General features: G+C 41.2%; 8 protein-coding genes and 1 tRNA gene. 3 read left to right on the top strand and 6 right to left on the bottom strand.

The window, feature by feature from the left end; translation table 11 throughout:
* Positions 1–71: 71 nt before the first annotated feature.
* The 4 genes from G8D99_RS05175 to G8D99_RS05160 all read right to left on the bottom strand — a co-directional run bounded on the left by G8D99_RS05175 (position 72) and on the right by G8D99_RS05160 (position 5,805).
* Positions 72–440, bottom strand: a complete 369-nt coding sequence (locus tag G8D99_RS05175) for a hypothetical protein (protein WP_166323256.1) — start codon at positions 438–440, stop codon at positions 72–74.
* 62 nt (positions 441–502) lie between these two features.
* The gene (locus G8D99_RS05170) at positions 503–1,501 is read right to left on the bottom strand and encodes an adenosine deaminase (protein WP_166323254.1); all 999 of its coding nucleotides are present in this window, start codon (positions 1,499–1,501) and stop codon (positions 503–505) included.
* A gap of 104 nt (positions 1,502–1,605) precedes the next feature.
* Positions 1,606–2,925: an NCS2 family permease gene (locus G8D99_RS05165; RefSeq protein WP_166323252.1), complete on the bottom strand. Its 1,320-nt coding sequence runs from the start codon at positions 2,923–2,925 to the stop codon at positions 1,606–1,608.
* Between the two features lie 678 nt (positions 2,926–3,603).
* Complete coding sequence (locus tag G8D99_RS05160; protein WP_166323250.1) at positions 3,604–5,805, bottom strand: OsmC domain/YcaO domain-containing protein; 2,202 nt, start codon at positions 5,803–5,805, stop codon at positions 3,604–3,606.
* Positions 5,806–6,245: 440 nt separating this feature from the next.
* On the opposite strand from G8D99_RS05160, the gene G8D99_RS05155 reads away from it, so the two are divergent.
* The 3 genes from G8D99_RS05155 to G8D99_RS05145 all read left to right on the top strand — a co-directional run bounded on the left by G8D99_RS05155 (position 6,246) and on the right by G8D99_RS05145 (position 10,448).
* The gene (locus G8D99_RS05155) at positions 6,246–6,731 is read left to right on the top strand and encodes a DUF2946 family protein (protein WP_166323248.1); all 486 of its coding nucleotides are present in this window, start codon (positions 6,246–6,248) and stop codon (positions 6,729–6,731) included.
* 78 nt (positions 6,732–6,809) lie between these two features.
* Positions 6,810–8,960 carry a TonB-dependent receptor plug domain-containing protein gene (locus G8D99_RS05150; RefSeq protein WP_166323246.1) on the top strand — a complete coding sequence of 717 codons (2,151 nt, stop codon included), beginning with the start codon at positions 6,810–6,812 and terminating at the stop codon, positions 8,958–8,960.
* A 78-nt stretch (positions 8,961–9,038) separates the two neighbouring features.
* Positions 9,039–10,448: a PepSY-associated TM helix domain-containing protein gene (locus tag G8D99_RS05145; RefSeq protein ID WP_166323244.1), complete on the top strand. Its 1,410-nt coding sequence runs from the start codon at positions 9,039–9,041 to the stop codon at positions 10,446–10,448.
* A gap of 171 nt (positions 10,449–10,619) precedes the next feature.
* On the opposite strand, the gene G8D99_RS05140 is transcribed toward G8D99_RS05145, so the two are convergent.
* A complete protein-coding gene (locus G8D99_RS05140) occupies positions 10,620–12,857 on the bottom strand; it encodes an NADP-dependent isocitrate dehydrogenase (protein ID WP_166323242.1) in 2,238 nt (745 codons plus the stop codon).
* Positions 12,858–13,335: 478 nt separating this feature from the next.
* A tRNA-Val gene (locus G8D99_RS05135) sits at positions 13,336–13,412 on the bottom strand.
* Positions 13,413–13,417 lie beyond the last annotated feature (5 nt).

The following is a 13,417-nucleotide window of genomic DNA, read 5'->3' as shown; positions in this document are numbered from 1 at the left end:
TCTTTTAGCCAAGAAAAAAGCCTAAATTGAATTTAGGCTTTTTTCTTGATTAATCATGACTTGCATCAAATTTACAGCGTCTGCAAGGTATCTTGTAAACAGCCTGAAAGGCTATTCACCACAGCCTGACGAACCAATTCATTTTTTGCAGTCTCGCTTACTGTCGCTTTCAAAATTTGACTGGTGGCAACGTCGTCTAACGCATGTTCACTGACACACGCACAGGCCTGATCCTTAATTTGAGTTTGTGTATCTTTTGCCAAAAACAAACTTGAAGCCTTCCATACTTTTGACTTCGTTAACTCAGATTGACATTCATGCGCAATGACTGGGCGTAACATCTTCTGTGAAAGCGTTTTATTGTGACCATTCGAGTCAGTTGAATGACAGCCCGATAATATCCCGAGCATGACCACAGCACAAGTCAATAATTTTTTCACAGCTTTACCTTCTTTAAAACACAGGTGTATCAAACACCCTTCATGATAATATTGCGCTTAGCTTAAAGTGCATGAATACGTTCTGACCATGCTTGTTTTTGCTGTTCAGAGATAAATGACGCTTCAAACGAATTGATCGCCAATTGCTTTAACTCATCATTACTCAGATCCAAAGCCTCAGCAATGGCATAGAAATTATCATTCATATAACCACCAAAATAAGATGGATCATCAGAATTGACTGTGACATGCACACCTTGCTGCAACAAGCGGTGAATATTATGCTGCTGCATATCATCGACCACTTTAAGTTTTAAGTTACTGAGTGGACAAACCGTAAGTGGCATTTTCTCTGCAATCAAGCGTTGCATCAACACAGGATCTTCTTCTGAACGTACACCATGATCAATTCGATTCACTTTAAGCAAATCTAGCGCTTCCCACACATATTCAGCAGGACCTTCCTCACCGGCATGTGCCACCACCAAAAAACCTGCTTCACGTGCTTTGGCAAAGACACGTTCAAACTTCGATGGCGGATGACCCACTTCACTCGAATCTAATCCCACCGCGATGATTTGGTCTTTATACGGTAGCGCCTGCTCTAAAGTTTCAAATGCCGCCTCTTCACTTAAATGACGCAAGAAACACATGATCAAATGCGAGCTAATCCCAAACTGAGCTTGCGCATCATTACAGGCACGTTGTAATCCATTGATCACTATGCCGAAAGGTACACCTCGATCGGTATGGGTTTGCGGATCGAAGAACATTTCAGTATGCACCACATGATCTTCAGCGCATTTCTTAAAATATGCCCAAGCTAAATCGTAAAAATCTTGCTCATGAATTAAGACATTTGCACCTGCATAATAAATATCGAGAAACGATTGCAAGTTATGAAAGTTATAGGCTTGTTTGACTTCTTCAATGCTTTTATATGGAATTTCAATCTGATTACGCTGTGCTATAGCAAACATGAGTTCAGGCTCAAATGTCCCTTCAATATGCACATGCAACTCTGCCTTGGGTAATGCTTGAATGAGCGCTCTTTGATTCATTGTTTATTCCTCAATCTAACCACAATATATTGTCTATGATACACAGCATCTAGATGTAAAAAAGGCGCAAAACTCGTTTACGCCCTTTTTGTACTTCGACAACCTTAACCGCCAAATGCCATAAACTTAATCACCCAAAGCACCGCAATAATCCACACCATATACGGTACAGTTTTTGCCTTACCTGTGAATAATTTCACCAGTGCATAGCTGATAAAGCCCATTGCAATACCATCAGCAATTGAATATGCAAACGGCATAAATACGATGGTTAAAAATGCAGGTACGGCTTCAGTCACATCATCCCAATCAATATGGGTAATGCCTTGAATCATGAGTACACCCACAAACAGCAATGCTGGTGCAGTTGCAAAACCTGGGACAGATTGTGCCAATGGTGCCAAGAACAAGCACAACAGGAACATGACACCCACCACAACAGCGGTTAAGCCTGTACGACCACCGGCTGCCACGCCTGCAGAAGATTCAATATATGGGGTCGTTGATGAAGTTCCGAGTGCAGCCCCTGCCACAATCGCAGTTGAGTCAGCAAATAATGCTTTTTTCAAACGCGGTAACTTACCATCTTTTAACAAACCTGCACGATGAGTTACACCCACCAAAGTACCAGTTGAGTCAAACAAATCCACCAAGAAAAATACGAAGATCACGCCGACCATACTGGCCGTAAATAGACCGCTAAAATCCATTTGCAAGAACGTTGGCGCAATAGACGGAATTGAACCCACAACGCCTTGGATCTCATTAATGCCTAATGCTGTAGCTAAACCTGTAACCACCAAAATACTGATAATAATGGCGCCACGAACCTTAAAGTGATGCATCACCACCACAAGGAAAAAGCCCAATAATGCCAACAATACTTTTGGTTCTTTAATGTCACCTAAGCCCACCAAAGTGGCTTGATTATCGACAATAATGCCGGCATTTTTCAGTGCAACTAAGGCAAGGAATAAACCAATCCCGCCACCAATGGCGAACTTCAAAGACATCGGAATTGCATTGACAATCGCTTCACGAATTTTAAACATGCTGATGGCAATAAACACCAAACCCGACATAAACACAGCAGCCAATGCCGTTTGCCAAGGAATGCCCATACCAATACAGACGGAATAGGTAAAGTAAGCATTTAAGCCCATGCCTGGCGCTAAAGCGATCGGATAGTTCGCGACGATCCCCATCACCATACAACCAATGGCTGCTGCTAAACAGGTAGCAACAAATACCGCACCATGATCCATTCCTGTTTCAGACAGAATCAATGGGTTTACAATGATGATGTAACACATGGTTAAGAATGTGGTTACACCTGCGATCACTTCTGTTCTAAAAGTGGTCTTGTTCTCGCTCAGTTTAAATAAGCGTTCAAGCAAACCCGCTGAAGGATTTGGATTTGTCATTATTGAGCCCCTGTTTGAGTTTGAGCTATGTGTTAAGTAACTTTAGATCATTAATAAAATGGATTATTGGCATCAAGTGCACAAATAATACATTCAAAAAACGTACCCAAATGACAGTTCCGATAAATAAAATACAATTAAAAAAGCTGCCTATAGCAGCCTAAACATTTTATTTGTATCGCCCACAGGCCATACATTAACTATCAGATTCGATATACAAATTATAACATAGTGTTTTGCAAAGTAATCACTTTAAACGCATTATTGCTCAAGCCCTATGCGAGAAATCGGCAGCATAAATCCTCATAAATCTAAAGTATTGATCACATGGAATAAATTCGACTTTGTTTTTCAAACATATTTTCACTTTTAATCGTCTGTGGTTTATTGGATGGATTCGGAATAACCTGATCTATCTGTTTTATTCTTTTCTGGTCATAACTGACATGCCCCCAATAGCCTGCCGTCAACAACCCTGAACATGAAATAAGCGTCAATAATATTTTCATTGTATTTACATATTTATATTTATTGATAACTTTATGTTACATGAAATTACTTGTTTTGTCACCCATAAACCATATCAATACGGGTTATATTACTCAAAAAAAATGATAAAAAATAAGCCCAAAGGTTTAATTTGGGCTCATTAAGAGATTCTAACTAAAGCATTTACATTTAAGCCAAGTTCGCCGATTTAGCACGTGCATTATGCAATTTTTTGTAACTATCAATCAGACGTAGATGACGATCAAGCCCTTCGAGCTGCATATTGGTTTCGGTTAGGCCATAAAAACGTACACTTCCATCAACACAACCTAAAGCAGCATTCAGTCGCTCTTCACCAAACATACGCTTGAAGTTGTACTGATAGTCAGCGATGTCCATTTCTTCATCGAGTTCAACTTCAAGCACCACATTTAAGCATTGATAGAATAGACCTCGTTCAACGGTATTGGTATTGAACTGTAGGAACGCTTCAACCAAATCTTTCGCTTCTTCAAACTGTTGCAATGCTAAATAAATCTGCAATTTCAGTTCAAGAATGGTCATTTGACCCCAAACGGTATTGTCATCAAACTCAATGCCGATCAAAGTTTTGATTTCGGTATAGTCATCTGAATCACATTCTTCAAGACGCTCAACTAAAGCCTCTAATTGCTCATCATCCAAACGGTGTAAATTCAAGATATCTTCTCGGTAAAGCAAAGCTTTGTTGGTGTTGTCCCAAACCAAGTCTTCGACCAAATATACTTCTGAATAACCCGGCACCAAAATACGGCATGCAGTCGCACCTAAATGCTTGTACACCGCCATATACACTTCATGACCCAAGTCTTCCAAGATACTAAACATCGTAGCCGCTTCTTCAGCATTGGCATGTTCACCTTCAGCAGTGAAATCCCATTCTACAAAGTCATAGTCTGATTTTGCAGAGAAGAAACGCCAAGATACTAAGCCACTTGAATCAATAAAATGCTCAACAAAGTTATTTGGTTCAGTCACCGCATTTGAGCTAAAGGTTGGTTTTGGTAGGTCATTTAAACCCTCAAAACTACGCCCTTGTAAAAGCTCGGTCAAACTACGCTCAAGCGCAACTTCAAAACTCGGATGCGCACCAAAAGACGCAAATACACCACCGGTACGTGGGTTCATCAGAGTCACGCACATTACCGGGAATTGACCACCTAGTGAGGCATCTTTGACCAACACAGGGAAACCTTGCTCTTCCAGCCCTTTAATGCCCTCAACAATGCTTGGGTATTTCGCCAAGACCTCTTCTGGGACATCCGGAAGTGCGATTTCCCCTTCCAAGATTTGACGTTTTACCGCACGTTCAAAGATTTCCGACAAGCATTGCACTTGTGCTTCTTCTAACGTATTACCTGCGCTCATCCCGTTGGATAAGTATAGATTTTCAATCAAATTGGAGGGGAAATACACCGTTTCACCATCGGACTGACGCATAAAAGGTAATGAACAAATGCCACGCGCTGTATTGCCTGAGTTGGTGTCATACAAATGCGTGCCTAACAGCTCATCATCAGGGTTATAAATAGCGAGTGTATGTTCATCTAAGATTTCAGCAGGCAATTCACCATTTGGACCCGGCTGGAACCATTTTTCATCTGGGTAATGTACGAACGGCGCATTGGCAATTTCTTCACCCCAAAACTGATCGTTATAGAAGAAATTACAGTTCAGACGCTCAATAAACTCACCTAGAGCAGATGCCAATGCACTTTCTTTGGTTGAACCTTTACCATTGGTGAAACACATTGGTGATTGTGCATCTCGGATATGCAATGACCATACGTTCGGTACAATATTGCGCCAAGAGGCAATTTCAATCTTCATTCCTAGATTGGCCAAAATACCTGACATATTGGCAATGGTTTCTTCCAAAGGTAAATCTTTACCCGGAATCATGGTTTTATGCTCAGAAGCTAGACTTGGCATCAGCAAGGCTTGTGCATCTGAGTCAATACTTTCGACTTCCTCAATCACAAACTCAGGACCCGTTTGGATGACTTTCTTTACCGTACAACGGTCAATCGAACGTAAAATCCCTTGACGATCTTTTTCAGAAATATCAGCAGGAAGCTCGACCTGAATTTTAAAAATTTGTTTATAGCGATTTTCAGGATCAACAATATTGTTTTGCGATAAACGAATATTGTCTGTCGGAATATCTCGCGCTGCGCAATATACTTTGACGAAATACGCCGCACACAGCGCAGAAGATGCGAGAAAGTAGTCAAATGGACCGGGCGCAGAGCCATCGCCTTTATAGCGAATCGGTTGATCTGCAATCACTGAGAAGTCGTCAAACTTGGCTTCTTGGCGAAGATTGTCAAGATAATTGACTTTGATTTCCATGCGGGCACCTAAATATTCTTATGTGTCACTTCATGGACAAATAAGAGTTCAAAACATGAAACGACTGATATATCGTTCATGAAAATGGACTTAAAAATATGAATAGAAAATATGGCTTCAGTTCAACATGCTTTTGAGTAAGACATGCTGTATGAATAAGAATGACAACATTATAAAGAGATTTATATCAATTGATAATCTTTATGCTTGAATCTAAATAAAATGCGACATTTTCAAATGCTGTGTCAAATTCTTCACAAAATGTTTTCAGATCATTGAATTCCTTTTTTTCAATTTTTATCCCTTTAATTATAAAAACTTAATCAGGAGTACTGCTCAAGAAGATGAACCTTTTAATGTTGAAAAATATCGCCTTGCCATTTTGTGCTTTTATCCCCAGTGCAAAAACAATATAATTCACACTCTCCTTTGCTCCAAAGATGATTCCCGCTTTGCGTTCAAATATTCAGAAAGTGCCTTTTTATCTGGCTATCTTTGCATGGTTGATGCAGCTTTCTGTCTTTATTACACCGATCCTGATGAAACATCCGGAATTAGGTTTTGGTGTATGTGAGGAGTTAGCTGTGGTGGTTGACCATGCAGCAATGAATCATCAAGTATCTATACATCCTGTTGATCATGCTTCGCATGCGATCACATCACATCAAGATGTAGATGCAACGCATAGCCACGATAAACCCATTCATAGTCCCTTTGCGAATTGTAAGTTTTGCTTAGTCTTTGGACACAATTTCGATCCAATACTGCTGGCTTGCTTGATTGTGCTTTTAACAGCACTGATCAGCCTTCGCATTCGACCGCAAACAATCTACCCATTTAGATTGCATCAGAAACTACATCTGTTTCTGTTTCCAAATCGAGCCCCGCCGATTTCTTCTGTGTTCACCCCTTTCGCGGTGATTTAAGCCTTCATCTTGTTTTGCGCTTTTGGCGTAAAGCAATGCTATTTCTCTATTGATGACCCAATATTTGGGTGGAATAAGATGATGAACACACAGAACGGTGTATTTAAATTTAGCCTATTGTCGATGGCGATTTTGGCATGTCATTCAGCTTTTGCAGCCGAAACTTCAGAGCCATCTGCGGTGAAATCTTTAAATCAACTTGAGTCGATTTCAGTCATGGCCAGTCGTGGCAGTGATTTAAAAGATATGGATATGAGCACCACGATTATCCAACATGAACAAATTCAAAATGCGCCACAGACCAGTCTTGATCAAATCATCAATAAAATTCCCGGCGTGTTTGCGCCTGCGCGTCTATCAACGCAGATTCATCCAACGGGGCAATTGCTGAATATTCGTGGTTTCGGTACCTCTACCAATGGTTTAACCTTGGTGCTTTTGGATGGTATTCCTGCCAATGATCCCTACTTTAGAACCATCAATTGGGCGCAGATTCCAAAAGAGCAAGTGGAACGCATTGAAGTGATTCGTGGCGGGGGTGCAACCAGTTTGTGGGGCAATATGGCGATGGGCGGTGTGATTAATATCGTCACCCGCACCCCAAAATCAGGGACCGATGTTTATGCCAGTTATGGCAGTTTCAACACCAGCACTTATGGCGTGAATCAAGGTTTTGAGGTTTCAGACCAACTGAAAATTGGTTTCAGCTATGACGGTAGTTATTCCGATGGCTATTGGCAAACGCCGAAAAAGTATCGTCACCCTGAAATGAGCAAAACCCAAACTCAAGTTGATACCTTTAATATCAAAGCCGTTTATACCCCACGGGAACGCGATGAATATGCTTTAGCATTGCAATCCAGCCAAACCCAAGAAAACGGTTTGCAGTATGCGCAAGCAGAGAACCAATGGGACAGTTATCGCATCGCCTATAGCGGGAAAACTGCACTTTCTAATACTTGGGATTTACATAGTGTGGGTTGGTATCAGTACAATGAAATGCAAACCCAAAATGTATCTAATGCTGGTTACACCCTTGCAACGCCTTTCAATGGCATTTCAAACATCAGTCAAAAAGAAAAAGCGCAATACGATAGTTTTGGCGGCTCACTCAGCACCTCAACCGATTGGAAAAATCTGCATGACATTAAATTCGGAGTGGATTACCGCCAGATTGATGTCAAAGATCCTTTGCATATTTTCAATGCTTCAGGTCATTTAGGTGATATAACGGCTGAAGCGACCCATCAGTTTTATGGCATTTTCGCTCAAGCCCTTTACCGTGCTGACAGCATCCCGCTTGATATTACTTTGGGCTTACGTGAAGATTTTTGGCAAGCCTCTAAAGCCAAAACCTTTGGTCAATACGGTCAAAGCGAGATTAACAACCCTCTACCTGATCAAGATGAAAACCATTTTAGTCCACGTTTAGGGTTTAAATATCATGCAATGGACAGTTTTGATGTTCGAGGTGCAGTGTATAAAAACTTCTCAGCACCCGGTCTCAATCAAATGTACCGTAGTTTCATTGGTGGCAATAACTACACCGTTCCGAATACCGATTTAAAATCACAGACCAACAAAGGCGCTGAATTAGGTTTTGATTTCAATCACAATCAGTTCAATTTCTCAGGCACTTATTTCTATAACAAAGTCAAAGATTATATTGACTATGCCATTGTGCAAAATGGCTGTGATCCGTCAAACCAATACTGTCGCACTGAGGTCTCTGCGGCAAGCAATCTGCGCCAATATATCAATGCGGGTGATGCAAAAATGCAAGGCTTTGAATTGATGGCAGATTGGCAAGTTACAGATCGTATCAATCTTAATGCAGGCTACACCTATACTCAATCTGAGCTTACCCGAAGTAAAGTCAGTCCAACAGGTCAACAACTCGGTCAAATTCCCACTTGGAATGCTACCTTAGGTGCATCTTGGAAAGCCACAGATAAATTGAATTTGAATGTTCAACTGCGTGATTTTGCCAGTTATTGGAATGATACGTCACACTTACAACGCAATGATGGTGCATTCACTGCAGATGTTAGTGTCAACTATCAAGCCTCGCCTAAACTTCAACTGTATGCGATTGCGCAGAATTTGTTTGCACGTGATTACTATGATCAAGGCTTCAGCCACAACACCAATGGTGATCTCAATACATCCACCATTCCATCCTATGCGATGCCGTTCAATTTCACTTTTGGCGCAAAATATCATTTTTAAAGGTCATTAGATCTGATCAATATCACCCCCTCCTACTCAAATCTACGATGAGGTAGGTTGGGTTGATGTGAGAACACTATGTCAGTTATATCCGACGCTACGTCTAACAAGCAGTCAAAACATCAATCGGGCTTAGCCTATACCACAGTATGGCGTTGGCACTTCTATGCCGGGTTATTTTGCTTACCCTTTATTTTATGGCTGTCGTGTACCGGCTTAATCTATTTATTTAAACCCCAAATTGATGCTTGGTACGATCGCCCTTATGACCACTTAAGTATTCAACAGGTTCAGCCTGCTTCACAACAAGTCCAAGCAGCTTTGGATGCTGTGCCCAATGCCGTATTTTCAGCCTATGAAATGCCGCCCTCTTCAGAAGCAGCCGGTCGTGTAATTTTGGCGGTGAATGATCAGGTGATTAAAGTCTATGTGCATCCTGAAACGTTGGATGTAATGAAAATCATCAATCAAAATGATGAATTTACCCGCAAGATTTTTGCCTTACATGGTGAGTTTATGCTGGGTGATCTTGGCTCACACATCATGCAAATTGCCGCAGGTTGGACAGTCGTACTCATCCTTACCGGCATCTTCATGTGGTTGGGCAAAGGTGGAAAATTCAAAGCCGCAGGTATGCTCTACCCACGTTTTCAGCGTAAAGACCGCCCTTTTTGGAAAGACTTGCATAGCGTGTTGGGTTTTTGGATTTCCATCATTGTTTTGTTTTTGATTATTTCAGGGCTACCATGGTCGGCCTCTTGGGGCACCATGCTGAAAAATGTCCGTGAATGGACAGGCTATACCCAAGTGCAACAGGAATGGATCAGTAGCAGTAAAGCTGAAGCTGCACACCAACAAAAAATGTTTAAAGAAACCAAGCAGCAACACAAACATCAACATGCAGCGCATCATGGCATGGTGCATGCAACCACACTTGATGCAACTCAAATGAACATACTCGATCAAGTGGTGGCACAAGCGCCAAGCTTTAAACTTGCCTACCCTGTGCTGGTCAAACCCGAAATTATCAGTATGAAACAACCGTGGACGGTTGAATCACAATCTCAAAACCGCACCTTACGTGAAAAAGTCGTGTTCAATACGCAAGCTCAAGTGGTGCAAGTAAAGCACTTTAGTGATCAACTGCTTCTAGACCGTATCATTGGCTATGGCGTTGCCATTCATGAAGGTCGTTTCTTTGGTTGGTTGAATGTTGTAATTGGAGTGATTACGGTCGTTTCATTAATTTTGATTTGTACCAGTGCGCTTGAAATGTGGTTTAGACGCAAACCTGCACATATATTGGGTGCACCACCGATCGTATTATCGAACAAACTCAGTTGGACTGTGCAATTCAGCATCGTGGTACTAGCGGTGATTTTACCCATTTTAGGACTGTCCTTGATTTTTATTATAGTCTGGGAAAAAATGGTGCTTTCACGCATTCCAAAAGTGGCTCATTTTCTAGGTTTGAAAGCAGGCACTTAATAGCCTGCATTTAAATACAGTATATTGAATGAGTAGAGGTTTAGCGTTGTAGAAATACTTTATTTTAATCAAATACATATTCAATAAAAAAAGCCGATGCAATTGCATCGGCTTTTTCACTTTACTGACATGATCACATTAAATTGAAATTCATATCAGTAGCGTACAAGATTAAGCAGTGAAGCTAGCCAAAGCAGCATTCAAAGTTGCACTTGGACGCATCACTGCATTGACTTTGTCTTGATCTACAGCGTAGTAACCACCGATATCCGCTGGTTGACCTTGAACTGCCGCAAGCTCAGCAACGATTTTTTCTTCGTTGTCAGCAAGCGTTTTCGCAAGCGGTGCAAATTTAGCTTTAAGCTCAGCGTCTTGATCTTGGTTCGCAAGTTCTTCAGCCCAGAATTTAGCTAGGTAGAAGTGGCTACCACGGTTATCCAACTCACCTGTACGGCGTGATGGAGATTTGTCGTTGTCTAAGACTTTACCTGTTGCTGTATCTAAAGTCTTCGCAAGAAGTTTAGTACGAGCATTGTCTTCTTTAATGCCCATTTCTTCTAAAGAAACAGCCAATGCCAAGAACTCACCTAAAGAATCCCAACGTAAGTGGTTTTCTTCAACAAGCTGTTGTACGTGCTTAGGCGCTGAACCACCCGCACCTGTTTCGTACATACCACCGCCCGCCATTAACGGAACGATCGATAACATTTTCGCAGAAGTACCCAATTCCATGATTGGGAACAAGTCTGTGAGGTAGTCACGTAAGATGTTACCGGTAACAGAAATGGTATCTAGACCACGCGCAACACGTTCAAGCGTATAACGCATTGCACGTACTTGAGACATAATTTGAATGTCTAAACCAGTGGTGTCATGATCTTTCAAGTATTTTTCAACTTTCTTGATCACTTCATTTTCGTGCGGACGGTACGGGTCTAACCAGAAGATTGCTGGCATACCAGAGTTACGTGCACGTGTTACCGCAAGTTTCACCCAATCTTGAATCGGCGCGTCTTTCACCTGACACATACGCCAGATATCGCCTTCTTCAACATTTTGAGACATTAACACTTCGCCAGTGTCGATATCTGTAATGTTCGCAACACCCGCTTCAGCGATTTCAAACGTTTTGTCGTGTGAACCGTATTCTTCAGCTTTTTGAGCCATCAAACCAACGTTAGGCACAGTACCCATGGTTTTCGGATCAAAGTTACCATTCCATTTACAGAAATTGATCATTTCTTGGTAAATACGCGCGAATGTAGACTCAGGCATTACAGCTTTACAGTCGTAAGGTTTGCCGTCAGCACCCCACATTTTACCGCCACCACGAATCATTGCAGGCATAGAAGCATCTACAATCACGTCGTTTGGTGAATGGAAGTTAGTAATGCCTTTTGCAGAATCCACCATCGCAAGTGCTGGACGGTGTTCTTGACATGCATGTAAATCACGGATAATTTCTTCACGTTGAGACGTTGGTAAAGTCTCAATTTTTTCGTAAAGACCAGACATACCGTTGTTTACGTTAATGCCAAGTTCTTCAAACAATTTAGCGTGTTTTTCAAACGCTTCTTTGTAGTAAATTTTCACACAGTGACCGAATACGATCGGGTGTGAAACTTTCATCATGGTCGCTTTTACGTGTAAAGAGAACAAAATGCCCGCTTCTTTACAGTCATCGAGTTCTTTTTCATAGAAGTCGCAAAGCGCTTTTTTGCTCATGAACATTGAGTCGATGATTTCACCGTCTTGAAGCGCAACTTTTGGCTTAAGAACGATGGTTTCACCAGACTTGGTGATCAATTCCATTTTCACGTTACGTGCACGATCCAAAGTCATCGATTTTTCACCGTGGTAGAAGTCACCTTCATCCATGTGAGAAACGTGAGTTTGTGACCATTGTTTCCATTCACCCATAGAGTGTGGATTTTTCTTCACGTTGTTTTTTACTGCCGTAGGCGCACGACGGTCAGAGTTACCTTCACGTAATACAGGGTTCACAGCAGAACCTAAACATTTGCTGTAACGCGCTTTAATTGCTTTTTCTTCTTCAGTCTGTGGATTTTCTGGATAATCCGGGATTGCATAACCTTTAGACTGAAGTTCTTTAATACATGCCGTTAATTGGCCAACAGACGCACTAATATTAGGAAGTTTAATAATATTGGTGTTTGGATCTTGAGTAAGACGACCTAGCTCTGCAAGGTTGTCAGGTACCTTTTGCTCTTCGCTTAAGCAGTCTGCGAATTCTGCAAGTACACGTACGGCTACAGAGATATCTTTTTTTACGATCTCAACGCCAGCCGGCTTAGTAAAGGTCTCAATGATAGGCAGTAGCGAGTAAGTCGCCAACAGTGGCGCCTCGTCGGTCAGTGTGTAGATGATTGTTGACTTTCCACCAGCCATATATAGCCCCTTGCTTTAGATTGTGTTTTTGAGGGCCAAGCTCATGACTCAACCCCTACGAACCGATTGCTTAAATAAAACAGTCAAAGTATCCGCTCTCAAGACAGCTCAGTCAACATCGTTGTTCTATAGTGCTATATTCGTAGCTAAATTTCGTTATTTTTAAAATTGATAGTAGTATTTTTTGATATTTTTTAACGATTAACTTAGATAAATACATAAATAAAAACAACATAAATGGAGCAAAACTGTGATGGACTTTTGCTCGATATCAATTCTCAAATCATGTCATAATTTATTGGATTTATGCATTCAAATCATTTTATTTTGATTACTTCTATTTGATTACTCGTAAATGAAGAGTGAGATCAATCTCAACTTGAGAGAATGTATTAAACACAAATGCAATTGCCTAATTCCCCCCTTACTTTCAATAAGGCATAAAAAAACCTCCTTAAAGAAGGAGGTTTTCAAATTTTGGTAGGTTTAACCAGATTCGAACTGGTGACCTCTACGATGTCAACGTAGCGCTCTAACCAACTGAGCTATAAACCTAGAAT

It is taken from the genome of Acinetobacter lanii (assembly GCF_011578285.1).
GTDB lineage: Bacteria > Pseudomonadota > Gammaproteobacteria > Pseudomonadales > Moraxellaceae > Acinetobacter > Acinetobacter lanii.
The sequence above is the reverse complement of the archived record's forward strand: the minus strand, read 5'-3'. Positions and strand labels throughout refer to the sequence as shown.

Coding starts and splice junctions, on each gene's coding strand:
- G8D99_RS05165 (WP_166323252.1), bottom strand. CDS start 2,925: ATGACAAATCCAAATCCTTCAGCGGGTTTGCTTGAACGCTTATTTAAA.
- G8D99_RS05150 (WP_166323246.1), top strand. CDS start 6,810: ATGATGAACACACAGAACGGTGTATTTAAATTTAGCCTATTGTCGATG.
- G8D99_RS05140 (WP_166323242.1), bottom strand. CDS start 12,857: ATGGCTGGTGGAAAGTCAACAATCATCTACACACTGACCGACGAGGCG.
- G8D99_RS05145 (WP_166323244.1), top strand. CDS start 9,039: ATGTCAGTTATATCCGACGCTACGTCTAACAAGCAGTCAAAACATCAA.
- G8D99_RS05170 (WP_166323254.1), bottom strand. CDS start 1,501: ATGAATCAAAGAGCGCTCATTCAAGCATTACCCAAGGCAGAGTTGCAT.
- G8D99_RS05160 (WP_166323250.1), bottom strand. CDS start 5,805: ATGGAAATCAAAGTCAATTATCTTGACAATCTTCGCCAAGAAGCCAAG.
- G8D99_RS05155 (WP_166323248.1), top strand. CDS start 6,246: ATGATTCCCGCTTTGCGTTCAAATATTCAGAAAGTGCCTTTTTATCTG.